The sequence below is a fragment of the Pseudomonas sp. LBUM1668 genome, assembly GCF_059695715.1.
The window spans coordinates 1,663,776-1,686,799 of record NZ_CP166787.1 but is presented as its reverse complement, the minus strand read 5'-3'; the positions used below and the strand labels follow the sequence as shown (position 1 = coordinate 1,686,799).

Annotated in this window: 22 protein-coding genes; 3 read left to right on the top strand and 19 right to left on the bottom strand. The window is 59.5% G+C overall.

What is annotated here, in order from left to right; all coding sequences use genetic code 11:
* Window positions 1-15: 15 nt before the first annotated feature.
* From ACA061_RS07540 to flhA, 9 genes are all read right to left on the bottom strand, one after another.
* Window positions 16-756: a flagellar motor protein gene (locus ACA061_RS07540; RefSeq protein ID WP_150601175.1), complete on the bottom strand. Its 741-nt coding sequence runs from the start codon at window positions 754-756 to the stop codon at window positions 16-18.
* Entirely contained in the window at window positions 756-1,907 is a 1,152-nt protein-coding gene (locus ACA061_RS07535) for a protein-glutamate methylesterase/protein-glutamine glutaminase (protein ID WP_210553691.1), read from the bottom strand. Before ACA061_RS07535 ends, ACA061_RS07540 begins: the two co-directional genes overlap by 1 nt.
* A 49-nt stretch (window positions 1,908-1,956) precedes the next feature.
* Entirely contained in the window at window positions 1,957-4,194 is a 2,238-nt protein-coding gene (locus tag ACA061_RS07530; protein WP_150618518.1) for a chemotaxis protein CheA, read from the bottom strand.
* Between the two features lie 37 nt (window positions 4,195-4,231).
* Window positions 4,232-5,020 (bottom strand): protein phosphatase CheZ, encoded by a 789-nt coding sequence (locus tag ACA061_RS07525; RefSeq protein WP_497301029.1) that lies wholly within the window; start codon window positions 5,018-5,020, stop codon window positions 4,232-4,234.
* A gap of 22 nt (window positions 5,021-5,042) precedes the next feature.
* Window positions 5,043-5,414: a chemotaxis response regulator CheY gene (locus ACA061_RS07520; RefSeq protein WP_008072643.1), complete on the bottom strand. Its 372-nt coding sequence runs from the start codon at window positions 5,412-5,414 to the stop codon at window positions 5,043-5,045.
* Between the two features lie 167 nt (window positions 5,415-5,581).
* Complete coding sequence (fliA, locus tag ACA061_RS07515; RefSeq protein ID WP_007920004.1) at window positions 5,582-6,322, bottom strand: RNA polymerase sigma factor FliA; 741 nt, start codon at window positions 6,320-6,322, stop codon at window positions 5,582-5,584.
* Entirely contained in the window at window positions 6,319-7,149 is an 831-nt protein-coding gene (fleN, locus tag ACA061_RS07510; protein ID WP_016771060.1) for a flagellar synthesis regulator FleN, read from the bottom strand. The genes fliA and fleN overlap by 4 nt, the downstream gene beginning before the upstream one ends.
* 116 nt (window positions 7,150-7,265) lie before the next feature.
* Complete coding sequence (flhF, locus tag ACA061_RS07505) at window positions 7,266-8,606, bottom strand: flagellar biosynthesis GTPase FlhF (protein ID WP_047300277.1); 1,341 nt, start codon at window positions 8,604-8,606, stop codon at window positions 7,266-7,268.
* A gap of 11 nt (window positions 8,607-8,617) precedes the next feature.
* Window positions 8,618-10,747 (bottom strand): flagellar biosynthesis protein FlhA, encoded by a 2,130-nt coding sequence (gene flhA / locus ACA061_RS07500; RefSeq protein WP_150601170.1) that lies wholly within the window; start codon window positions 10,745-10,747, stop codon window positions 8,618-8,620.
* Between the two features lie 230 nt (window positions 10,748-10,977).
* On the opposite strand from flhA, the gene ACA061_RS07495 reads away from it, so the two are divergent.
* From ACA061_RS07495 to ACA061_RS07485, 3 genes are all read left to right on the top strand, one after another.
* Window positions 10,978-14,148 carry an Ig-like domain-containing protein gene (locus ACA061_RS07495; RefSeq protein WP_497301027.1) on the top strand — a complete coding sequence of 1,057 codons (3,171 nt, stop codon included), beginning with the start codon at window positions 10,978-10,980 and terminating at the stop codon, window positions 14,146-14,148.
* Window positions 14,149-14,165: 17 nt separating this feature from the next.
* Entirely contained in the window at window positions 14,166-14,459 is a 294-nt protein-coding gene (locus ACA061_RS07490; RefSeq protein WP_497301025.1) for a hypothetical protein, read from the top strand.
* A gap of 506 nt (window positions 14,460-14,965) precedes the next feature.
* Window positions 14,966-15,325 (top strand): DUF6124 family protein, encoded by a 360-nt coding sequence (locus ACA061_RS07485; protein ID WP_497301023.1) that lies wholly within the window; start codon window positions 14,966-14,968, stop codon window positions 15,323-15,325.
* Window positions 15,326-15,575: 250 nt separating this feature from the next.
* On the opposite strand, the gene flhB is transcribed toward ACA061_RS07485, so the two are convergent.
* The 10 genes from flhB to ACA061_RS07435 form a co-directional block, all read right to left on the bottom strand.
* On the bottom strand, window positions 15,576-16,715 hold the full coding sequence (gene flhB, locus ACA061_RS07480) for a flagellar biosynthesis protein FlhB (RefSeq protein WP_150618514.1): 1,140 nt from the start codon (window positions 16,713-16,715) through the stop codon (window positions 15,576-15,578).
* Window positions 16,716-16,718: 3 nt separating this feature from the next.
* Complete coding sequence (gene fliR / locus ACA061_RS07475; RefSeq protein WP_103305378.1) at window positions 16,719-17,504, bottom strand: flagellar biosynthetic protein FliR; 786 nt, start codon at window positions 17,502-17,504, stop codon at window positions 16,719-16,721.
* Window positions 17,505-17,507: 3 nt separating this feature from the next.
* Window positions 17,508-17,777: a flagellar biosynthesis protein FliQ gene (gene fliQ, locus ACA061_RS07470; protein WP_042558229.1), complete on the bottom strand. Its 270-nt coding sequence runs from the start codon at window positions 17,775-17,777 to the stop codon at window positions 17,508-17,510.
* Window positions 17,774-18,532 (bottom strand): flagellar type III secretion system pore protein FliP, encoded by a 759-nt coding sequence (gene fliP, locus ACA061_RS07465; RefSeq protein ID WP_016984314.1) that lies wholly within the window; start codon window positions 18,530-18,532, stop codon window positions 17,774-17,776. Before fliP ends, fliQ begins: the two co-directional genes overlap by 4 nt.
* On the bottom strand, window positions 18,532-18,987 hold the full coding sequence (fliO, locus tag ACA061_RS07460) for a flagellar biosynthetic protein FliO (protein ID WP_150602912.1): 456 nt from the start codon (window positions 18,985-18,987) through the stop codon (window positions 18,532-18,534). The genes fliP and fliO overlap by 1 nt, the downstream gene beginning before the upstream one ends.
* Window positions 18,988-19,437 (bottom strand): flagellar motor switch protein FliN, encoded by a 450-nt coding sequence (gene fliN / locus ACA061_RS07455; RefSeq protein ID WP_042558227.1) that lies wholly within the window; start codon window positions 19,435-19,437, stop codon window positions 18,988-18,990.
* A 55-nt stretch (window positions 19,438-19,492) separates the two neighbouring features.
* Complete coding sequence (gene fliM / locus ACA061_RS07450; RefSeq protein ID WP_007920032.1) at window positions 19,493-20,461, bottom strand: flagellar motor switch protein FliM; 969 nt, start codon at window positions 20,459-20,461, stop codon at window positions 19,493-19,495.
* 9 nt (window positions 20,462-20,470) lie between these two features.
* Window positions 20,471-20,974, bottom strand: a complete 504-nt coding sequence (fliL, locus tag ACA061_RS07445; protein ID WP_150602913.1) for a flagellar basal body-associated protein FliL — start codon at window positions 20,972-20,974, stop codon at window positions 20,471-20,473.
* 225 nt (window positions 20,975-21,199) lie between these two features.
* On the bottom strand, window positions 21,200-22,567 hold the full coding sequence (locus tag ACA061_RS07440) for a flagellar hook-length control protein FliK (protein ID WP_497301019.1): 1,368 nt from the start codon (window positions 22,565-22,567) through the stop codon (window positions 21,200-21,202).
* Window positions 22,568-22,671: 104 nt separating this feature from the next.
* Window positions 22,672-23,019 (bottom strand): Hpt domain-containing protein, encoded by a 348-nt coding sequence (locus tag ACA061_RS07435; RefSeq protein WP_497301017.1) that lies wholly within the window; start codon window positions 23,017-23,019, stop codon window positions 22,672-22,674.
* Window positions 23,020-23,024 lie beyond the last annotated feature (5 nt).

The following is a 23,024-nucleotide window of genomic DNA, read 5'->3' as shown; positions in this document are numbered from 1 at the left end:
AGTCCATTACCCCCATCAATCCATGAAGCCCTGAAGCTTCAGCTCGATAGAACGCGGGTTTTCACCTTCGGCGATCGACAGGATCCCTTCCAACAACATTTCGCGATAACGCGACTGCCGCAACGCGATGGACTTCAGTTTGGCCGCCACCGGCAACAGGATCAGGTTGGCACTGGCCACACCATAGATCGTCGCAACGAACGCCACGGCAATGCCGCTGCCCAGTTGCGTCGGGTCGGCGAGGTTGCCCATCACGTGGATCAGGCCCATCACCGCGCCGATGATGCCGATGGTTGGCGCGTAGCCGCCCATGCTTTCAAAGACTTTGGAGGCTTCGATATCGCGCGCTTCCTGGGTGTAGAAATCCACTTCGAGGATGCTGCGGATCGCTTCCGGCTCGGCGCCATCGACCAGCAGTTGCAGGCCTTTGCGCGAGTAGTTGTCAGGTTCGGCGTCAGCCACCCCTTCCAGCCCGAGCAAGCCTTCCTTGCGCGCGGTGAGGCTCCAGTTGACCACGCGGTCGATGCCGCCAGCCAGGTCCACGCGTGGCGGAAAGAAGATCCAGGCGAGGATCTGCATTGCGCGTTTGAACGCGCTCATCGGCGATTGCAGCAGCGCGGCACCGATGGTGCCGCCCAGTACGATCAGTGCCGCCGGGCCGTTGGCCAGCGCACCGAGGTGACCACCTTCCAGGTAGTTGCCGCCGATGATGGCGACGAACGCCATGATGATCCCGATAAGGCTTAGAACATCCATCAGATACACGCCTCGACGATGTGCTTGCCGATGTCGTCCAGACCGTACACCGCATCAGCGAGGTCGGCTTTGACGATGGCCATCGGCATGCCGTAGATCACGCAGCTTGCTTCGTCCTGCGCCCATACCGAACTGCCGCCCTGCTTGAGCAGGCGCGCGCCTTCACGGCCGTCGGCGCCCATGCCGGTCAGCACGACCGCCAGAACTTTGTCGCCGTACGACTTGGCTGCAGAACCGAAGGTGATGTCCACGCACGGCTTGTAGTTCAGACGCTCGTCGCCCGGCAGGATTTTCACCGCGCCACGGCCGTCGATCATCATTTGCTTGCCGCCGGGTGCCAACAGCGCCAGGCCAGGACGCAGGATGTCGCCATCCTCGGCTTCCTTGACGCTGATGCGGCAGAGCTTGTCCAGACGTTCGGCAAAGGCTTTGGTGAACGCCGCCGGCATGTGCTGGATCAGCACGATCGGCGCCGGGAAATTCGCCGGCAACTGCGTCAGCACGCGTTGCAGGGCAACCGGGCCGCCAGTCGAAGTACCGATGGCGACCAGTTTGTAGGCCTTGCGTTTCGGTGCCGGCGACGAAGCACTGGCAACCGGCGCGCGCGTCGGTGCCGGAGCAGGTGCCGGGCGTACCGGTGCGCTGCTGGTGTGGCTGCTGTGGCTGCTGTAACTCGATGCGGCCGGGGCCGGTGTCGGTGCAGGGGCTGGAGCAGCAACAGGCGCAGGTGTGCTGTAAGCGCTGAAACGACGATTACTGCGCGAGATGCTATGCACCTTTTCGCACAGCAGTTGCTTGACCTTCTCGGGGTTACGCGAGATGTCTTCGAAATTCTTCGGCAGGAAATCCACCGCGCCAGCGTCCAGCGCATCCAGGGTTACCCGGGCGCCTTCGTGGGTCAGCGAGGAGAACATCAACACCGGGGTCGGGCAGCGCTGCATGATGTGCCGCACTGCCGTGATGCCGTCCATCATGGGCATCTCGTAGTCCATGGTGATCACGTCAGGCTTGAGCGCCATGGCCTGATCGATCGCCTCTTTACCGTTGGTTGCCGTACCGACAACCTGGATGCTCGGATCCGCTGAAAGAATTTCCGAGACGCGGCGGCGGAAAAAACCCGAATCGTCCACCACCAGGACTTTGACTGCCATAAACACTCCATTAGGTGCAGCGGGACGCTATCGCCCCGCCGCCCCGGATTCAAATACGCCGTGCGGCGTAACGCTTGAGCATGCTCGGAACATCAAGGATCAGCGCGATACGGCCGTCACCAGTGATGGTGGCGCCGGACATGCCCGGAGTGCCCTGAAGCATTTTGCCCAATGGCTTGATGACCACTTCTTCCTGGCCGACCAGTTGATCGACGACGAAGCCGATCCGCTGAGTGCCCACCGAAAGGATCACCACATGGCCTTCGCGCTGCTCTTCGTGAGCGGCGGAGCTGACCAGCCAGCGCTTGAGGTAGAACAATGGCAAGGCCTTGTCCCGCACGATCACCACTTCCTGACCGTCGACGACGTTGGTGGTCGACAGGTCGAGGTGGAAGATTTCGTTGACGTTGACCAGCGGGAACGCAAACGCCTGATTGCCCAGCATGACCATCAGCGTCGGCATGATCGCCAGGGTCAACGGCACCTTGATGACGATCTTCGAGCCCTGGCCCTTGGTCGAGTAGATGTTGATCGAACCGTTGAGCTGGGAAATCTTGGTCTTCACCACGTCCATGCCGACACCGCGGCCGGACACGTCGGAGATCTCGGTCTTGGTCGAGAACCCAGGGGCGAAGATCAGGTTGTAGCACTCGGTATCGCTCAGGCGATCGGCTGCATCCTTGTCCATCACACCGCGTTTTACCGCGATGGCGCGCAGGACGTTCGGGTCCATGCCTTTGCCGTCATCGGAAATCGACAGCAGGATGTGATCGCCTTCCTGCTCGGCGGCCAGCACCACTTTGCCGCCACGGGCCTTGCCCGAAGCTTCGCGTTCTTCCGGCGACTCGATGCCGTGGTCGACCGCGTTGCGCACCAAGTGGACCAGCGGATCGGCCAGGGCCTCGACAAGGTTTTTGTCGAGGTCGGTTTCTTCGCCGACCAGTTCCAGGTTGATTTCTTTCTTGAGCTGACGAGCCAGGTCGCGAACCAGACGCGGGAAGCGCCCGAAGACTTTCTTGATCGGCTGCATCCGCGTTTTCATCACCGCGGTCTGCAAGTCAGCCGTGACCACGTCGAGGTTCGACACAGCCTTTTGCATGGCTTCGTCGCCGCTGTTAAGACCCAGGCGCACCAGACGGTTACGCACCAGCACCAGCTCGCCGACCATGTTCATGATTTCGTCGAGACGCGCAGTGTCGACCCGCACGGTGGTTTCGGCTTCGCTGGCCGGTTTTTCCGGCGGTGGCGCGGCTGGCGCACGGGCCGGAGCCGGTGCAGCAGCGGCCGCAGGTTTTGGCGATTCGGCTTTCGGCGCAGGCTTGGGCGCTGCGGCGGGGGCCTTGGCGGCAGGCGTGGCGACGGCGGCAGTGCTGCCGGCAGACGCGGTACCCACTTCAGTGAACTTGCCTTTGCCGTGCAATTCGTCGAGCAGCGATTCGAATTCGTGATCGCTGATCAGGTCGCTACCGGCCGCAGCCGCCGCCGGAGCAGCAGGCGCAGGCACCGCGGCAATGGCCGATTCCAGCGCATCAACGGCAAAGTTGCCCTTGCCGTGCAACTGATCGAGCAGTGCTTCGAATTCGTCGTCGGTGATGTCCGAGCTGTCGCCCTTGGCCGGGGCCGCAGGGGCCGCCGCCGCTGGGGCCACAGCATCAACCGCGAACTGGCCTTTGCCGTGCAGTTGATCGAGCAACGACTCGAACTCGGCATCGGTGATTTCATCGCTGGCCGCTTCGGTTGCAGCAGGCGCAGCGGCAGCCGCCGGGGCTTCGGCCTGCGCCTTGACGGCGTTTAGCGAGTCCAGCAACTGTTCAAATTCGTTATCGGTGATGTCGCCCGAATCGCTTTCGGCAACCGGTGCCTCGACGACTTCTTCAACCGCGACGGCATCAGCCGCTTGCGGCTCGGCCAGGCGCGCCAAAGCGGCCAGCAGTTCAGGCGTAGCCGCCGTAATCGGGCTGCGCTCGCGCACTTCGGTGAACATGCCGTTCACCGCATCCAGTGCTTCGAGCACAACGTCCATCAGTTCTGAATCAACGCGACGCTCACCCTTTCGCAGGATGTCGAACACGTTTTCGGCGATGTGACAGCACTCAACCAGCTCATTGAGCTGAAGGAAGCCGGCGCCCCCTTTTACAGTGTGGAAACCGCGAAAAATTGCGTTGAGCAGATCAGCATCATCCGGGCGGCTTTCCAGCTCGACCAATTGTTCTGACAGCTGCTCAAGAATCTCGCCGGCCTCAACCAGGAAATCCTGAAGGATCTCTTCATCGGCGCCGAAGCTCATTAAGGGGGTGCTCCTAACAGGTCTAAAAACCTAAACTTCAAAATCCAAGGCTGGATAGCAAATCGTCCACATCGTCCTGACCGGACACAACGTCTTCTCGTTTATCGGCATGAATCTGCGGACCTTCACCCTGCGAGAGATGTTTTTGTGGATCTTTTTCAGCGAGCATCGCCGCACGGTCATGTTCGATGCCCGCAAAGCGGTCCACCTGACTGGCCATGAGCACGAGTTTGAGCAAATTGCTTTCGACTTCGGTGACCAGTTGGGTCACACGCTTGATCACCTGACCGGTGAGGTCCTGATAATCCTGAGCCAGCAGGATGTCGTTCAGATTGCTCGACACCGCACGGTTGCCCGTGGTGCTGCGTGACAGAAAACCGTCGACCCGGCGCGCCAGTTCGCGGAACTCTTCAGCTCCGACCTCACGACGCATGAAACGACCCCAATCGGTACTCAAGGACTGGGCTTCCTCAGCCAGACCATTGACCACCGGCGTGGCGTTTTCCACCAGATCCATGGTGCGGTTGGCCGCGGCTTCCGTCAGCTTGACCACATAGCCCAGGCGTTCGGTGGCGTCGGTAATTTGCGACACTTCCTCGGCCTGCGGCATGTTCGGATCAATCTGGAAATTGACGATCGCACTGTGCAGTTCACGTGTGAGCTTGCCAACTTCCTGGTACAGGCCACGGTCACGGGTCTGATTGAGCTCATGGATCAATTGCACAGCGTCGCCGAACCTGCCCTTTTCAAGGCTTTCGACCAGTTCGACCGCATGTTTTTTCAGGGTCGATTCAAAATCGCCCTGTGAAGATTCGTTGTGGTCCATAGCTCCCCCGTGGCGCAGTTTCTCAACCGATGCGTTCGAAAATCTTCTCGATTTTGTCTTTCAACGCCTGGGCCGTGAAGGGTTTCACCACATAGCCGTTTACACCGGCCTGGGCTGCTTCAATGATCTGTTCGCGCTTGGCTTCAGCGGTCACCATCAGCACTGGCAGGTGCTTGAGTTTTTCATCGGCGCGCACGTGACGCAGCAGGTCGATACCGGTCATGCCCGGCATGTTCCAGTCCGTTACCAGAAAGTCGATGCTGCCGCTGTTGAGAACCGGAATGGCGGTAATGCCATCGTCAGCCTCGACGGTGTTGGTGAACCCCAGATCGCGCAGCAGGTTCTTGATGATCCGCCGCATCGTTGAGAAGTCATCAACGATGAGGATTTTCATGTTCTTGTCCAATTCGACCTCCAAGCAGTCTTAAACGCGCCCAGCACCTGGACGCGCCATTTCATTCAATCCGGCGTAACACTCAAAGACTGTCTGGAGCACAACAGAGCAAGACCGGTGCCGTTCATCACCGCACCAGCCTCGTTCGCAGTGTCCCCACACTGCCTTCAGCGCGCTCGCCACTCCCCCAAACGCCCCCGCAAACGGGCCGCGCACTGGCTGTGTAACTGGCTGACCCGCGACTCACTGACGCCAAGGACTTCACCGATCTCCTTGAGGTTCAGCTCTTCGTCGTAGTACAGCGCCAACACCAGTCGCTCACGCTCCGGCAAATTGGCAATCGCGTCCGCCAGCGCTGCCTGGAAGCGTTCATCTTCCAGATCGCGTGACGGCTCAAGATGAGCACTCGCGCCATCCTCGTGCAGCCCTTCGTGTTCGCCGTCCTGCAACAGGTCGTCGAAACTGAACAGGCGGCTGCCCAAGGTGTCATTCAAAATCCCGTAATAATCATCGAGACTCAATTGGAGTTCGGCCGCAACTTCGTGATCTTTAGCATCACGGCCGGTTTTAGCTTCAATCGAGCGAATTGCGTCGCTGACCATACGGGTATTGCGGTGAACCGAGCGTGGCGCCCAGTCCCCTTTGCGCACTTCGTCGAGCATCGCGCCGCGGATTCGAATGCCCGCGTACGTTTCGAAACTGGCGCCTTTGCTGGCGTCATATTTGGTCGAGACTTCGAGCAGGCCGATCATCCCGGCCTGGATCAGGTCTTCGACCTGCACACTCGCCGGCAACCGTGCCAGCAAGTGATAGGCAATGCGTTTGACCAGTGGCGCGTAACGCTCGATCAACTCGTACTGCGCATCACGTGCCGACTTCTTGTAGTAGTTCATACCGCTTGCGGTCATATGACAGGCCCTGCCGTTTGCTGCACGAGGCGCTCGACGAAGAATTCAAGGTGGCCGCGCGGGTTGGCAGGCAGCGGCCAGGTATCGACCTTCTGTGCAATTGCCTTGAACGCCAGAGCGCACTTGGAGCGCGGAAAGGCTTCGTAGACCGCACGTTGTTTCTGCACGGCCTTGCGCACGCTTTCGTCGTAAGGCACGGCGCCGACGTATTGTAGGGCCACGTCAAGGAAGCGATCCGTGACCTTGGTCAACTTGGCGAACAGGTTGCGCCCTTCCTGCGGGCTCTGCGCCATGTTGGCCAGGACGCGGAAGCGGTTCATGCCGTAATCGCGGTTGAGCAACTTGATCAGCGCGTAAGCGTCAGTGATCGAAGTCGGCTCGTCGCAGACCACCAGCAACACTTCTTGCGCGGCGCGTACGAAACTGACTACCGAGTCACCAATACCCGCAGCGGTGTCGATCACCAGTACGTCGAGATTGTCGCCGATGTCGCTGAACGCCTGAATCAGACCGGCATGCTGAGCCGGGCTCAGATGCACCATGCTCTGAGTGCCCGATGCGGCAGGCACGATGCGAATTCCGCCCGGGCCTTGCAACAGCACGTCGCGCAATTCGCAGCGGCCTTCGATCACGTCGGCCAAGGTGCGTTTGGGCGTCAGGCCCAACAGAACGTCGACGTTCGCCAGCCCCAGATCGGCGTCCAGCAGCATGACCCGACGGCCAAGCTCTGCCAGCGCCAGAGACAAGTTCACTGACACGTTAGTCTTGCCGACGCCACCTTTGCCGCCGGTCACCGCGATCACCTGTACGGGATGCATGCTGCCCATGTTATTTCTTTACCTTGTCTTGCATAGACGGAGGCCACATTACTGGCTGCGCGTTCACAAACGGAACAATGCATGGCAGACCATCGATGTAGGTACAAAAACGGTTCATGATTACCTCAGCCTACCTGCTTGGTCGGGCTGTGATAGATATCAGCGAACATGTCAGCCATGGCTTCTTCGCTGGGTTCTTCCTGCATTTGCACGCTGACGGCGCGGCTGACCAGTTGATGACGGCGCGGCAGATGCAAATCATCCGGAATCCGTGGGCCATCGGTCAGATACGCGACCGGCAATTCATGACTGATCGCCAGGCTCAACACTTCGCCAAGGCTGGCCGTTTCATCCAGTTTAGTCAGGATGCACCCGGCGAGCCCGCAACGCTTGTAACTGTGATAAGCGGCGGTTAGAACCTGTTTCTGGCTGGTGGTTGCCAGCACGAGATAATTTTTTGAACGGATGCCACGCCCGGCCAGACTTTCGAGCTGCATGCGCAGTGCCGGATCGCTGGCCTGCAGGCCGGCGGTATCGATCAGCACCACGCGTTTGCGCAGCAGCGGGTCCAGGGCCTGCACCAACGACTGACCCGGATCGACGTGCGTTACCGGCACGTTGAGAATCCGGCCCAGGGTCTTCAGTTGTTCCTGCGCGCCGATGCGGAAGCTGTCCATGCTCACCAGCGCGACATTCTGCGCGCCGTACTTGAGCACGTAACGGGCAGCAAGCTTGGCCAGCGTGGTGGTCTTGCCCATGCCGGCAGGGCCGACCATGGCAATCACACCGCCCTCTTCCAGCGGCTCGACTTCCGGTACGGCAATCATCCGCGCCAGGTGCGCCAGCAGCATGCGCCAGGCCTGACGCGGTTCTTCGATATCCGTGATCATCGCCAGCAGGTCGCGCGACAACGGGCCGGACAGGCCAATCCGTTGCAGACGGCGATACAGGTTGGCTTGCGCTGGGCGGCTGCCCTGCAGCTGATTCCAGGCGAGGGTGCCGAGCTGAACTTCCATCAGCTCGCGCAGGCTGTTCAATTCAAAACGCATCGAGTCCAGTGCGCGCGGATCAATCCCGCCGGACGATTGCGCAGGTGCCGGGGCCGGACGCGCCGGGGCCGCATAAGTCGGCTCGCTCAACGGTTCGGCAGCGGTCAGCGGCAGGCCGGCGGTCATTGGCAAACCGGCGAACAACTGGCGATTGGTGTCGCCGTCGGCCTCGCCACGCAGGCTCAATTCGGCCTGAGCGGTGACGATGCGCGACTGGGTCTTGCGCAGCTCGTCTTCGAGTTCCATGTTCGGAACCCGTGGCGCCAGCGCCGACAACTTGTAATCCAGCGCCGCCGTCAGTTCGACGCCGCCGGCAATGCGGCGGTTGCCAATGATGGCGGCATCAGCGCCCAGCTCATCACGAACCAGCTTCATGGCCTGACGCATATCGGCGGCGAAAAAACGCTTAACTTGCATAAACCACTACCTCAGCCGTTGGGCCCTACTGTCGCAACGATCGTCACTTGCTTGTTGTCCGGTATTTCCTGGTAGGCCAGCACGTGCAATCCAGGGACTGCCAGGCGGCCAAAGCGCGAGAGCATCGCGCGGATCGGGCCGGCTACCAAGAGGATCACCGGCTGACCTTGCATTTCCTGCCGCTGCGCCGCTTCGATCAGCGAACGTTGCAGCTTCTCGGCCATGCTTGGCTCCAGCAGAACGCCCTCTTCCGAGCCTTGTCCTGCCTTCTGCAGACTATTGAGCAATATCTGTTCCAACCTTGGCTCCAGAGTGATAACTGGCAGCTCAGACTCAGTGCCTACAATGCTTTGGACGATTGCGCGAGATACGCCGACCCGCACAGCGGCCACCAACGCGGCGGTATCTTGACTCTTCGCGGCGTTGTTGGCGATGGCTTCGGCAATGCTGCGGATATCGCGTACCGGCACATGTTCGGCCAGCAACGCTTGCAGCACCTTGAGCAACTGCGACAACGACACCACGCCCGGCACCAGCTCTTCCGCCAGTTTTGGCGAGCTTTTGGCCAGCAATTGCATGAGTTGCTGCACTTCCTCGTGGCCGATCAGCTCGCTGGAGTGCTTGTACAGAATCTGATTCAAGTGCGTCGCGACCACGGTGCTCGCATCCACAACGGTATAGCCCAGCGATTGCGCCTGCGCGCGCTGGCTGATTTCGATCCATACCGCTTCCAGACCGAAAGCCGGATCTTTGGCGTTGATACCGTTGAGCGCGCCGTAGACCTGGCCGGGGTTGATCGCCAGTTCGCGATCCGGGTAGATCTCGGCCTCAGCCAGGATCACCCCCATCAAGGTCAGGCGATACGCGCTCGGCGCCAGATCGAGGTTGTCACGAATATGCACAGTGGGCATCAGGAAGCCCAGATCCTGCGAGAGCTTCTTGCGCACGCCCTTAATCCGCGCCAGCAATTGCCCGCCCTGATTGCGATCCACCAACGGGATCAGGCGATAGCCGACTTCCAGGCCGATCATGTCGATCGGCGTCACGTCGTCCCAGCCCAGCTCTTTGGTTTCCATGGCGCGGGCCGGCGATGGCAGCAGTTCCTGCTGACGCTTGACCTCTTCCAGCGCGACGACTTTGGCCACGTTCTGTTTTTTCCAGAACAGGTAAGCACCGAAGCCAGCCAGTGCGGCCATGCTCAGGAACGAGAAGTGCGGCATGCCCGGCACCAGGCCCATGACCGCCATCAAACCCGCAGCCACTGCCAGCGCTTTCGGCGAGGCGAACATCTGACGGTTGATCTGCTTGCCCATGTCTTCCGAACCGGAAGCACGGGTCACCATGATCGCCGCCGCTGTCGATAACAACAGTGATGGCAATTGCGCCACCAAACCGTCACCGATGGTCAGCAAGGCGTAAACCCGACCGGCATCGCCAAAGGTCATGCCGTGCTGAAAGATACCGACGGCCATGCCGCCGATGAGGTTGATGAACAGAATCAGCAGGCCGGCAATGGCGTCACCACGGACGAACTTGCTCGCACCGTCCATCGAACCGTAGAACTCGGCCTCTTGGGCGACTTCCTGACGACGCGACTTGGCCTGATTCTGGTCGATCAGACCGGCGTTGAGGTCGGCGTCGATTGCCATTTGTTTGCCGGGCATCGCATCGAGGGTGAAACGCGCGCTCACCTCGGAAATCCGCCCGGCACCCTTGGTCACCACGACAAAGTTGATGATCATCAAAATGGCGAAAACCACGATACCGACCACGTAGTTACCGCCGATCACCACCTCACCGAAGGCCTGGATCACCTTACCGGCGGCAGCGTGGCCATCCTGACCGTGGAGCATCACCACCCGCGTCGACGCCACGTTCAGCGCCAGGCGCATCAGCGTTGCTACCAGCAGAATGGTCGGGAACACCGCAAAATCCAGTGGGCGCAGGGCGTAAACGCACACCAGCAGCACGACGATGGACAAGGCAATGTTGAAGGTGAAAAACACGTCCAGCAGGAACGGCGGAATCGGCAACATCATCATTGCCAACATGACCAGCAGCAACAACGGCACGCCCAGATTGCCTCGACTGAGGTCGGCAACGTTTGAGCGAGCACTGTTGAGTAACTGAGAGCGATCCACCGGTTTTCCCCGTTCCTTTAAAGCAAACTTTTGACGCCCAGAGCGGGCTCACGGCGGGTACTGCAAGAAGCTTTCCAACTTCTACGCAGGCTTTAAACTTTTGTTTTTTGGCTGCGCGACGGACGGCCGCTGGTCGGAAAATGGCAAACACCTGTCAGATCTGACAGGTGTGAAAATCCCCCAACCCGCGTTCAATCACTCCGTCACCTACCCGACCGGAGTTCCCGCCCATGTCCACCCCTCAAATGCCCGACAACAGCACCCTGGTCCACAAGGAACTCGACATCCCCGGCCGCACCGGCCCGGTGTCCCTGAGGCCGATGGTATGGGGGATCAACCGGGCCGCTGCGCTTGATAACTTTCCCCGCCAGGGCTTGTTGTGCCGGGCCGGGCCGTGGAGCTTGATGGGGGTTGGCGACAAACTGACGATCATTATGGGCGGCGATCAGGTCCGGCAAGTCACCATCGACAAGGACGAGGTCGATAAAGAACTGCAGATGTTCGTGCCTTCGGCACGCCTCACCGAAGGGACGCACACCATTTCCTACACCGTCACCCGCCTCAACCAGGGCGCCGAGCCTTCGGAGGTAATGGACGTTCTGATCAAACTCACCCGCCCCGGCGGCCATGACGAAACCGAAGGGCCGGGCCATTCGGAGCTGATCATGAGCATCCCGAAGGACATCATCCAAGGCGGCATTGACAAGGACAACGTCGCCGCCGGCGTGCCGATCACCATCGGCAACGATGACGGCTTGCCACCTTATCCGAACGCGGCAACCGGTGATCAGATCCAGGTGTCCTGGGGTGGCGTCTTTGTGCTCAGTGATCGGCTGACCCATGAACAGGCCGAGGGCAAAGACGAGATCATCGTTCACATCGACAAGGACATCATCCTTAAGGCCGAAGACTCCGATCAGACGGGTCTGGCGGTGGCCTTCGAGGTCTACGACCTGGTGGACAACCGCTCCACGGACTGGAGCTTTGCGCAACGCGTGGTGGTCACCACCGACGCAACCCGATTGGTGGCGCCGCTGCACGAAAGAGCCGTGAACAACGTGTTGGATGTCAAGGACCTGAAGGGTACCCACAGCAATGCGCAGATCGTGGCCTTTGACCTCGACAAATTCAAAGAGGGCGACATCATCATATTGCGACTCAGGTGCACTCCGATGGAGGGCGCCCCGATCGATATCGAGATAACGGGCGAGCCGTTGTTCAACTTGCCAAGCGTTCACCTGATGCCGGTGCCAAACGCTTTACTGCGGCTAATGGCCCAGTCCCTGCTCGCGATGTCCTACCGGGTGAAAAAGGCCGATGGCTCCCCCGACCTGCGATCCAAGACCCGGTTCATCAGCGTCATCGGCGAGTTGCAGCGGCTCGCGGCGCCAGTTGCGCTGGATGCGGTGTCGGGTGCGCTCGATCCGGAGTTGGCAACGGTGCGCATCAAAATTCCGTTCGACGACTCCTTCGCCGAAGGTCAGGCGATCCAGCTGTTCTGGCTCGGCACCCGCCCGGACTTGACCCCCTACCTGCCCGATCTGTTGCTGCGCTCAATCACCCAAGGCGACGTCACGGCCAAACAGCCGCTGTTTATGAACATCCGTGGTTCGGAGCACCTGCCCCCGATCACCGGCGGCCAGCTGGAGTTGTACTACCGGGTGCTCATCGACGACTCGGTGCTCGGCACGATGAACCGGATCAACCAGACCCACGCCATCCGCGAATCGATCCACGCCGAGATCCTGCAAATCGGCGAGCCGCGCCTGGAGTTGCCAGAACCAAAAGTGGACGGCGTCGTCGACGGCGTCCTGCCCCCCGACACCAACGGCACCACCCTCACCGTGGAATACACGGACACGGCCATAGGCGACGTAGCGACCTACCAATGGTTCGGCACAAAAACCGGGGGGCACAGCGACTCGGTCACGCTGAGCTCATTCACCGCCGGCCGGCCGATTTCGTTCAACATCGACGCGAAATGGATCAAGGGCAATGAAGACGGGATGGTGTCGGCGTCTTACTCCATCAAACGGGCGGCGGGAGGGACGAGTTATTCCAATGCGCTGGAGTTTCATGTCGGCGTGGCGCTGGAGCTGGAAGCGCCCGACATCAAGGAAGCTATTGGAGACAGCCTGAACCCCATCGCGGCCAAGGACACGCTGACGGCGATCATCCCCCAGTACCCCGGTATGCTGGCCACCGACATGATCAGCGTAACGTGGACGGGGGCCGCCGGCACGCCCGCGGGTGGTTCTCACACCACTCCTCCTGTGCAGGTCGGTACGGTGGGAGCGAAATCCATTGAACTGGACAACAAGGTGGTGGCTTACAACCTGGGCAAGGCAGTCACGGTGCACTACAACGTAATTCGCAATGGCAGCACATCGAAACCTTCGGCATCCTTTCTGCTCAACGTAGGAGCCCTGGCGGTCGGTCACCTGAAACAACCACGGCTGTTGCAGGCAGCGAACGGCGGTGAAGGACCTGAGTTGGTGATAGAGAATGTGACCGGCGGTGCCAGCGTCCGCGTCGATGCATGGCCTCACATAGCGCTGGGGCAGCCAGTATGGCTTTATTTGCAAGGCACCAATACACAGGGAGCAGCTCATAACCACACACTACTGACCGGCGCGAGCAACCAGGTTCATGAAAGCTGGTTAACTGCTGGTTACCACACGGTCACTGCGCCCTATAGTTATCTGAAAGAGTTGAAAGATGGCAGTGAACTCAAATTGGTTTTCAAGGCTGCACTGGATAAGAACAATGATGAAAAGACGGCGATAAACTTCCCTCTCAGAGCTTATAACGTAAAGTTGAAAATCCCCTTGACGATTGATACTACTATTATGCGACTGGACGGAGTAAGGTTAAATACTCAAACTCCTGGCTCCTTACATAGAGGCGAACTTAATGGCGTGGACTTTCCAGGAAACACAGGAACACGCCAAGCTCAGGGAGGAACACCAGGATACCGTTACAGCTCGACATTCCCGCTTATCGCTGAAGTGAACAGCCAGACCGGCAAAGTAACCGGCCTTAGAAATGGCAACGCAAATATTATCGTGACCGATCAAAACAACGCGACAGCAACGTATTTAGTTGCCGTTTCGAATGTCTATCATCCTTGGGTAAGTGGGGGGGGGCCAGCAAATCACTCCGACTACTTAGAAATACTGAAAGTACATCGCGCGCCATACGATCCGGAAATTTTAGCCGCACTTGAACTCTGCTGGAAAAAGCCGTTTTTCGAATTTGCGAAAGGGAGTGATTACACAGTTTGGTGCCAGCGAGAAGTAATTGGTGGATTGACGCTAGTGTACAACAATATTAGTAAAACCTTCACTGGCCGAAGCCCATATTCAAGTGTTCAAGGGGTAATATTTTTTGAGTTGAGCTAGCAAATTTACGAGCATTAATGGATGTGCTCGGGCTGACGTTAGAGCTGACGAGTGAAACGAGCCTGCATCTTCTGAGGCTGTATTTGACGGGCAAGATGAAAAAATCGCAGCTTTCGGCAGCCCCTACAGGAGAATATTTGTCTTCAAATAAAAAAACCCGCCGCCCCTTTGATCGGGACGGCGGGTTTTGTCGTTTCAGCACGCCATCAAACCGTATCCACCTTCAACGAATTATCATTCGACGTGCAGCTGATGATCGTCGCTGTATCGTGCCCGCTCGCAATCATTCCGCCAGTGGCTGGCGAAGTTGACGCCAGCCGACTCCAGACGAGCCGGCCATCCGCATGCTCCGATGCTGCCGCCGGTGATTCTGGAGCGAAGGGGCTTGCCCTACGAGATCGTCTTCGTCTGAGACGTTCCCGCCATTCATCGCATGCAGCTGGTGGCAGTCTGTTGCTTCTAAACGAGGACGTTTAAAAGACACTTGCAGACACGGGTTCCAGGCTACGAAGTCTTGCGCCTTTGCCTACAGCTACGCCAGAATCCGCCGGCTTGTGCGCCTTGGGCCGGATCTCTATCGTGGATCGGTCGCTGACGAATCAGCGATCGGGTTTAGCGACTCGAACTCAAGTCAAAGGTGCATCAGCGTTCCAGGCTTCGTTGCGGATCTGTATTTTCGCGATTTCGTCATGGTGGCTGTATGCGGGAGACCTTCGGGTCTGCCGGGTGCCTTTGACCGGTTCGCTAACCTGCGTACAGCCGCCACCCTCCTGTTTAGCGACAGGATTTGGCGGCTCCACCTCAAAGGAGCTTCACCATGATCAAACCAACACCCAACCCGCCCGAAACCGACCCCACCTCCCCCTACGAATCCCTCGATTCCAAAAAACTCAACGAAGCCGCCGACCGCGCGCTCGATCACTACCTCTGCCCACCCGACTCCACCCCACCGCCACGCAAAATCCGCAGGATGTACGCCGTTACCGCAGACTTCAAAAACGAGGAACTGCTGGTCGACGCCTGCGAAACACTCGCCTCAGCCAAAACCATCGCCACTGACTTCGCCCGCCTCTTGCCAGCGTCGCAGCGCAGGACGCTGTTGGGGATTGCGCAATTGATCATGCTCGGCGAGCTGGCGGTGAATCGCGTGCTGGATAATCTGGAGTTGCCAAACTAATCCCCACGCAGATCCCATGTGGCGAGGGGATTTATCCCCGTTCGGCTGCGCAGCAGTCGTAAAACCTCAAACTTCGGTACATCAGGAATACCGCACGCTCAGTTTTTAGGGGCTGCTGCGCAGCCCAACGGGGATAAATCCCCTCGCCACAATGACCTCTGTGAATGTTGGATTGGCATTTGGCCTGACATAAAAAAACCGCCGTCCCGTTCAATCGGGACGGCGGTTTTTTTGTTTCATCACGGTAATGTCAGGAATCGCGCCGCAAGTCCGGAGGAATCGGCAAATCATCCTTGAGCGGATCCGGACGCTTGCCCTTGCCCGCGCGGTATTGGCGGATCTGGTAGACGTAGGCCAATACCTGGGCAACGGCCAGATACAACCCGCCAGGGATTTCCTGATCGAGTTCGGTGGAGTAGTAGATCGACCGGGCCAACCCTGGCGATTCAAGCAGCATGACGTTGTTGGCCACGGCGATTTCGCGGATCTTCAGCGCCAGGAAGTCGCTGCCCTTGGCGATCAGCATCGGCGCGCCGCCCTTCTCCGAATCGTATTTCAGCGCCACGGCGTAGTGGGTCGGGTTGGTGATGACCACGTCGGCGTCGGGAATTGCCGCCATCATGCGCCGCTGGGACATCTCGCGCTGGGTCTGGCGGATGCGCTGTTTGACTTCAGGCCGACCTTCCTGATCCTTGTGTTCGTCGCGCACTTCCTGCTTGGTCATTTTGAGCTTTTTCATGCTCTCCCAGATCTGCACCGGGACATCGACCGCAGCGATGATGATCAGACCGCAGGCGAGCCACAGCGTGCTCCAGCCGACCAGTACCACACTGTGAATGATCGCCAGCTCGAGCGGTTCATGGGCAATACGCAGCAAGTCATCGACGTCCGCAGCCAACACCATCAGGGCCACGGACAGGGTGATCGAAAACTTGGCCAGCGCCTTGAGCAGTTCGATGATGGCTTTCATCGAGAACATCCGCTTCAGGCCCGCCGCCGGGTTCATCCGGCTGAACTTGGGCGCCATGGAGCCAGCCGCGAATAGCCAGCCTCCGAGGGAAATCGGTCCGATCAGTGCGGCCAACAGCAGAGTGATCATGATCGGCTGAATCGCCACCAAGGCGATTTTCCCTGACTGCAAGAGAAACGCCCCCATGGAGCCCTGGTCCATGATCACTTCGCGTGACAGCGTGAAGTTCAGGCGCATCAGGTCCATCAGGTCTTCGGCAAGCATGCCGCCGAACACCAACAGCGCGCCGGAACCAGCCATCATTACAGCGAGGGTGTTGAGCTCTTTCGAGCGGGCAATCTCGCCCTTCTCACGGGAATCCTTTTTACGTTTCTCCGTGGGGTCTTCTGTTTTGTCCTGACCGCTTTCGCTCTCTGCCATGACTCAGCGCGCCCGTGCCAGTTCGCGTAGCAACTGCAAGGCCTCGGTGGCCAGCGGCTGATACTGATTGAGAATGTCTGCCAGCCCGACCCAGACGATGAACAGCCCGAGCACCAGCGTCAGCGGAAAACCGATGGAAAAAATGTTCAGTTGCGGCGCGGCGCGGGTCATTACGCCAAAGGCGATGTTAACCACCAGCAACGCGGTCACTGCCGGCAGCACCAGCAGCAACGCCGCCCCCAGGACCCAGCCGAGTTTGCCGGCCAACTCCCAATAATGCGCGGTCATCAGCCCACTGCCGACCGGCAGCGTGGTGAAGCTTTCAGTGAGGACTTCGAACACCACCAGATGGCCGTTCATCGACAGGAACAACAACGTCACGAGCATGGTGAAAAACTGCCCGATCACCGCCACCGAAACGCCGTTGGCCGGGTCGACCATCGAGGCGAAGCCCATGCCCATCTGGATCGCGACAATCTGCCCGGCCACGGCAAACGCCTGGAAAAACAGTTGCAGGGAAAACCCGAGCACCGCGCCGACCAGAATCTGCTCGGCAATCAGCAGCAAGCCACTGAGATCGAGCGGACTCACTGCCGGCATCGGCGGCAGGCCGGGGACAATCACCACGGTGATCGCGACGGCGAAATACAGTCGCACGCGCCGCGGGATGAGGGTCGTGCCGAATACCGGCATGACCATCAGCATCGACGCGACCCGAAACAGCGGCAACATGAACGTCGCCACCCAGGAACTGATCTGGGTGTCGGTCAGCTGAAGCAGCGATTGCATGGCTTAGCCGATGACCATCGGGATGTTTTTGTACAACTCGATGATGTATTCCATGAACGTCTGCACGATCCACGGACCGCCGACAATCAGGGTCACCAGCATCACCAGCAGACGCGGCAGAAAGCTCAACGTCTGTTCGTTGATCTGCGTGGCCGCCTGAAACATCGCCACCAGCAAGCCCACCAACAGGCTCGGCACCACCAGAATCGCGACCATCAGTGTGGTCAGCCACAGCGCCTCACGAAAGATATCGACCGCGACTTCCGGCGTCATGGCGAGACACCTCCGAAACTGCTGGCCAGGGTGCCGATAATCAGCGCCCAGCCATCCACCAGCACGAACAGCATGATCTTGAACGGCAGCGAGATGATCAGCGGCGAGAGCATCATCATACCCATCGCCATCAGCACACTGGCCACGACGAGGTCGATGATCAGGAAGGGAATGAAGATCATGAAGCCGATCTGGAACGCCGTTTTCAGCTCGGACGTGACGAACGCCGGCACCAGAATGGTCAGCGGCGCTTGATCCGGGGTAGCGATGTCTGTGCGCTTGGACAGGCGCATGAACAGCTCAAGATCGCTGGTGCGCGTCTGCGCGAGCATGAAGTCCTTAATCGGCACCTGAGCCTTTTCCACCGCTTGCTGGGCGGTGAGTGTTTCCGCCAGATACGGCTGCAGCGCATCCTTGTTCACCCGGTCGAACACCGGCGCCATGATGAACATCGTCAGGAACAGCGCCATGCCGGTGAGGATCTGGTTCGACGGCGTCTGCTGCAAGCCGAGGGCCTGACGCAGGATCGAGAAGACGATGATGATCCGCGTGAAACTGGTCATCAGGATGACCGCCGCCGGAATAAAACTCAGCGCGGTCATGATCAGCAGGATCTGCAGACTGACCGAATATTCCTGCGCGCCGTCGGCGTTGGTGCCCAGCGTGATCGCCGGGATCGACAACGGATCGGCGGCGAACGCCAGCGGCGCGGCCAGCATCAGGGCCAGCGTCAAGACGATGCGTAGCGCACCCATTACTTCTTATCCTTCTGATCCTTGCCGAGAATTCTCAGCAGATGCTGGGCGAATTCCGGCGTCGCTTTCTCGCTGGTGCCTGGCACCTCGACCGGCTCTTTGAGCACGTGCAGCGCGGTGATGGTGCCGGGGCTCAAGCCAAGCAGAATCTGCTCGTTGCCGACCTGCACCAGCATCAGACGGTCACGCGGGCCGAGCGCGCGCGAGCCGATCAGCTCGATCACCTGCCCTTTGCCCGCCGGCCCCGCCTGCTGCACCCGACGCAACAGCCAGGCGAGGAAGAAGATCAACCCCAACACCAGCAGCAGGCCGAACACCAACTGCGTCAATTGCCCGGCCACGCCACTGTTGACCATCGGCGCGGTAGCAGCGGCAGGCGCAGCGTTGCCGGTAACCGGTTCGGCGGCCAACACGCACAGGGGCAAAGCCAGCAGAGCCCAGAGAAACCTTTTCACTCAGCGCAGCTTCTTGATGCGTTCGCTTGGGCTGATCACGTCGGTCAGGCGGATGCCGAACTTCTCGTTGACCACCACTACTTCGCCGTGGGCGATCAGCGTGCCGTTGACCAGCACGTCCAGCGGCTCACCGGCCAGACGATCAAGCTCGATCACCGAACCCTGGTTGAGTTGCAGCAGGTTGCGGATGTTGATGTCGGTGCTGCCGACTTCCATCGAGATGGACACCGGGATGTCGAGGATCACGTCCAGGTTCGGGCCGTCCAGCGTCACCGGATCGTTGTTCTTCGGCACGCTGCCGAACTCTTCCATCGGCAGACGCGAGCCGCTGGATGCGTCGGCCGCCAGCAGTGCGTCGATTTCGGATTGACCGTCACCGGTTTCTTCCAGGGCAGCAGCCCATTCGTCTGCCAGTGCCTGATCGTCCTGGGCGTTCATATCGTCGTTCATCATTTGTCCTCGGCGGGCAAAAATTCAGCTAAATGTGGGGGGTGAAAGCGCCGCTTCAGCGACGCTCGATCGGCTCGATCACCTGCAACGCGAGGTTGCCTTTGTGCGAGCCCATCTTGACCTTGAAGGCCGGCACGCCGTTGGCGCGCATGATCATTTCGTCCGGCATCTCGACCGGGATCACATCCCCCGGCTGCATGTGCAGGATGTCGCGCAGTTTCAACTGGCGACGAGCAACGGTAGCGCCGATTGGTACGTCGACATCGAGCACGTCCTGGCGCAGGGCGTTGACCCAGCGCTCGTCCTGATCGTCGAGGTCCGACTGGAAACCGGCGTCGAGCATTTCACGCACCGGCTCAATCATCGAGTACGGCATGGTCACGTGCAGGTCGCCGCCACCGCCATCGAGTTCGATGTGGAAGGTGGAGACCACAATCGCTTCGCTCGGGCCGACGATGTTGGCCATGGCCGGGTTCACTTCCGAGTTGATGTACTCGAAATTGACTTCCATGATCGCCTGCCACGCTTCTTTCAGATCGACGAAGGCCTGCTCCAGCACCATGCGCACCACGCGCAGTTCGGTCGGGGTGAACTCACGCCCTTCGATCTTGGCGTGACGGCCGTCGCCGCCGAAGAAGTTGTCCACCAGTTTGAACACCAGTTTGGCGTCGAGGATGAACAGCGCGGTGCCGCGCAGGGGTTTGATCTTGACCAGGTTGAGACTGGTCGGCACATACAACGAGTGCACGTATTCGCCGAACTTCATCACCTGTACGCCACCGACGGCAACGTCCGCCGAGCGGCGCAGCATGTTGAACATGCTGATGCGGGTGTAGCGGGCAAAACGCTCGTTGATCATTTCCAGAGTCGGCATGCGTCCACGGACGATGCGATCCTGGCTGGTCAGGTCGTAGCTTTTGACACTGCCGGGTTCGGCAGCGTTATCGGTCTGTACCAGACCATCGTCGACGCCATGCAACAGCGCATCGATTTCATCCTGGGACAGCAGATCCTGCACGGCCATGTCGTGTTCCTACTGCAGTACGAAATTAGTGAAAAGCAACTGTTCGATCACCACTTTGCCCAGCTCTTTCTGCGCCACTTCCTGCACGCTGGCGGTAGCCTTCTGGCGCAACATTTCCTGGCCGACCGGGGTCGCCAAGGTGGCGAAATCCTGACCGGAGAAGAGCATCACCAGATTGTTGCGGATCACCGGCATGTGCACTTTCAGCGCTTCCAGATCGGCCTGGTTACGCGCCAGCATGGTGATGCTCACCTGCATGTAGCGCTGACGGCCGTTCTGGTTGTAGTTGGCAACGAAGGCTGGCGCCATCGGCTCAAAAATCGCCGGCTGCTTGCCGACCGGCGCAGCTTCGGCGGCATCGGCAGGCTTGCTCTGAGCGCTGTGCATGAAGAACCAGGTCGCCCCCACGGACGCACCAATGGCCAACAACAACGCCAGCACGATCACGATGATCAGCTTGAGTTTGCCTTTGGTTGCGGGGTCTTTTACTGCTGCTGTTTCGCTCTTCGCCATGCCAATAATCCGTCACTATTCGGGTTTTCACAGTCGCACGGCAAGGCAAGAGCAAGTGTTATGCCAGAAGTGTTGGAAGGAAGGACCGAGGGAACAGTTGATCGACGCAAGACCCTGTGGGAGCTGGCTTGCCAGCGATGGCGATGTGTCTGACACATTGATATCGAATGTGCCATCGCTATAGCTGGCAAGCCAGCTCCCACAGGTATTGTGGTTAATTCCGGATCAGGCGTAATAATCGACAGCGCTGGTGCCGATCACGCTGGTGGTTTGAACGGCTGCTTCAGCAACAGCGGCAGCTGCCAGTTCTTCATCCGCCGAATCCAGTCGACCGCCGCCAGCATTGGTACGCCCGCTCTGGCCTTGTTGCGCCTGCTCCTGACCTTGCTGACCCTGCCAGCCACGGTTCTGGTCGGACACGTTGACGTCGACCTGGCCCATGCCCTGCTGGTTGAACATCTCACGCAGGCGATGCATCTGGCCGTCGAGCGCCTCACGCACACTCGGGTGCGCACTCATGAACGTCACTTGGGTCTGCTGATCCGGGACCATGTTCACGCGGATATCCAGACGACCCAATTCGGCCGGCTGCAACTGAATGTCCGCCGCCTTCAGATTGACGCTCGACAGATACATGACGCGGTTGACCACTTCTTCGGTCCAGCCGCTTTGATGCATGGCAATCGGCTGATTGACCGGCACAGCGTTCGCGGTCTTCGGTGTAGCCGCCTGGGTCAGCGCTGCCAGACGGTTAGCGAAGTCATCGACGCGGGTATCGCTGGTGGCGGACTTGAGGTCTTTGAGGCCATCATCGAGCAGACCGCTGAAGGCCTTTTCACCGCCCTGACTGGTGCTGTCCTTGTCGGTCTGCACGTCAAGCATGCTGGCCATGCCTGCGGCAAAAGTCTGCGCCGAGGTCAATTCACCGTCGACCTGCGCTGGCGCAGCTTTGGGCTGCGCTTGGCTGGCGGCGGAAATATGACCACCCTGCTCCATCGCCATACGCACGGCAGGCAACGAGTCGAGCGGATCGGCCGAAGGGTCGAAATCGCTGTCAGCGCTGGCCGCCGGGTCTTTGACCATACCCGGCAGCACGGCAACTTCCGGGGTTTCGTCCTGGACCGGTGCGGCCGCTGCAACCACTGGAGCCGCTACCACGGGCGCCGTTACGGCCGGTTGCACGATGGCAGCCAACGCCGGATCCAGCGCCGGGTCGACCACTGGGGCATCAACGACAGTGGCGTCGGCTACCGGCGTCTGTGCGCCATCGTCGCTGGCAGCCTTGTCATCGCTCGATGCCGCTTGATCAGCAGGCAACGCCTTGCCGCTATCGGCAACCGTCGGCTCGGGAGCGGCAGACTGATCGGTGCCGACGTCCTTTTTGCTGCTGGTGTCTGCAACCTTGTCGCGCGTCGATTTCACCGAATTGTCAGCAGTGACCGCAGGCTTGCCTGAGCCCTGATCGGCGAACACTTTAGCGAAGCTTGAAGCCTTGGCCCCGGCGTCTGCAGCCATTGCCGACGTTTTGACAGACGCGGCCTGAGCCTTGGCCTGGGCGGCGCTCTGAAGAACAATGTTGGGGGTCGCAGGCATGAAACGGTCTCCGCTGCACTGGGATCGAAGGTACAGTTATGGAGTTATTAGCAAGCGCCGGGCCATATTGGCCCGACACTTGAGAAAAGCGCCGAACGGAGGCGTCAGTGAAGGTGAATGTGCTGTCGCTCGTTTTCGTAAACAGGGCGCACATTGGCAAATTCGCCGCTGATTTCAGCCACCAGTTTGACGTTTTCTGCCGCGCTCTTGTTTTTTGCGTCGGACTCAAGCTCCTGGCACAGCGCTGCCAGTCGAACAGCCCCCATATTGCTGGCGCTGCCCTTGAAGCTGTGAGCAACCTCCGAAAGAACCCGGGCATCAGCGGTCTTTTGCAGCTCATGCAAACGGATTTCGGAATCGCTCAGGAAGGTATCCAGCAGGTCCGGATAACTGTCTTCCATCACTTCGCGCAAGGTATGCAGTACCTCGCGATCAACTTGTTTATCTGCCACTTGCT

Coding starts and splice junctions, on each gene's coding strand:
- ACA061_RS07540 (WP_150601175.1), bottom strand. CDS start 756: ATGGATGTTCTAAGCCTTATCGGGATCATCATGGCGTTCGTCGCCATC.
- ACA061_RS07535 (WP_210553691.1), bottom strand. CDS start 1,907: ATGGCAGTCAAAGTCCTGGTGGTGGACGATTCGGGTTTTTTCCGCCGC.
- ACA061_RS07530 (WP_150618518.1), bottom strand. CDS start 4,194: ATGAGCTTCGGCGCCGATGAAGAGATCCTTCAGGATTTCCTGGTTGAG.
- ACA061_RS07525 (WP_497301029.1), bottom strand. CDS start 5,020: ATGGACCACAACGAATCTTCACAGGGCGATTTTGAATCGACCCTGAAA.
- ACA061_RS07520 (WP_008072643.1), bottom strand. CDS start 5,414: ATGAAAATCCTCATCGTTGATGACTTCTCAACGATGCGGCGGATCATC.
- fliA (WP_007920004.1), bottom strand. CDS start 6,322: ATGACCGCAAGCGGTATGAACTACTACAAGAAGTCGGCACGTGATGCG.
- fleN (WP_016771060.1), bottom strand. CDS start 7,149: ATGGGCAGCATGCATCCCGTACAGGTGATCGCGGTGACCGGCGGCAAA.
- flhF (WP_047300277.1), bottom strand. CDS start 8,606: ATGCAAGTTAAGCGTTTTTTCGCCGCCGATATGCGTCAGGCCATGAAG.
- ACA061_RS07495 (WP_497301027.1), top strand. CDS start 10,978: ATGTCCACCCCTCAAATGCCCGACAACAGCACCCTGGTCCACAAGGAA.
- ACA061_RS07490 (WP_497301025.1), top strand. CDS start 14,166: ATGGATGTGCTCGGGCTGACGTTAGAGCTGACGAGTGAAACGAGCCTG.
- ACA061_RS07485 (WP_497301023.1), top strand. CDS start 14,966: ATGATCAAACCAACACCCAACCCGCCCGAAACCGACCCCACCTCCCCC.
- flhB (WP_150618514.1), bottom strand. CDS start 16,715: ATGGCAGAGAGCGAAAGCGGTCAGGACAAAACAGAAGACCCCACGGAG.
- fliR (WP_103305378.1), bottom strand. CDS start 17,504: ATGCAATCGCTGCTTCAGCTGACCGACACCCAGATCAGTTCCTGGGTG.
- fliQ (WP_042558229.1), bottom strand. CDS start 17,777: ATGACGCCGGAAGTCGCGGTCGATATCTTTCGTGAGGCGCTGTGGCTG.
- fliP (WP_016984314.1), bottom strand. CDS start 18,532: ATGGGTGCGCTACGCATCGTCTTGACGCTGGCCCTGATGCTGGCCGCG.
- fliN (WP_042558227.1), bottom strand. CDS start 19,437: ATGAACGACGATATGAACGCCCAGGACGATCAGGCACTGGCAGACGAA.
- fliM (WP_007920032.1), bottom strand. CDS start 20,461: ATGGCCGTGCAGGATCTGCTGTCCCAGGATGAAATCGATGCGCTGTTG.
- fliL (WP_150602913.1), bottom strand. CDS start 20,974: ATGGCGAAGAGCGAAACAGCAGCAGTAAAAGACCCCGCAACCAAAGGC.
- ACA061_RS07440 (WP_497301019.1), bottom strand. CDS start 22,567: ATGCCTGCGACCCCCAACATTGTTCTTCAGAGCGCCGCCCAGGCCAAG.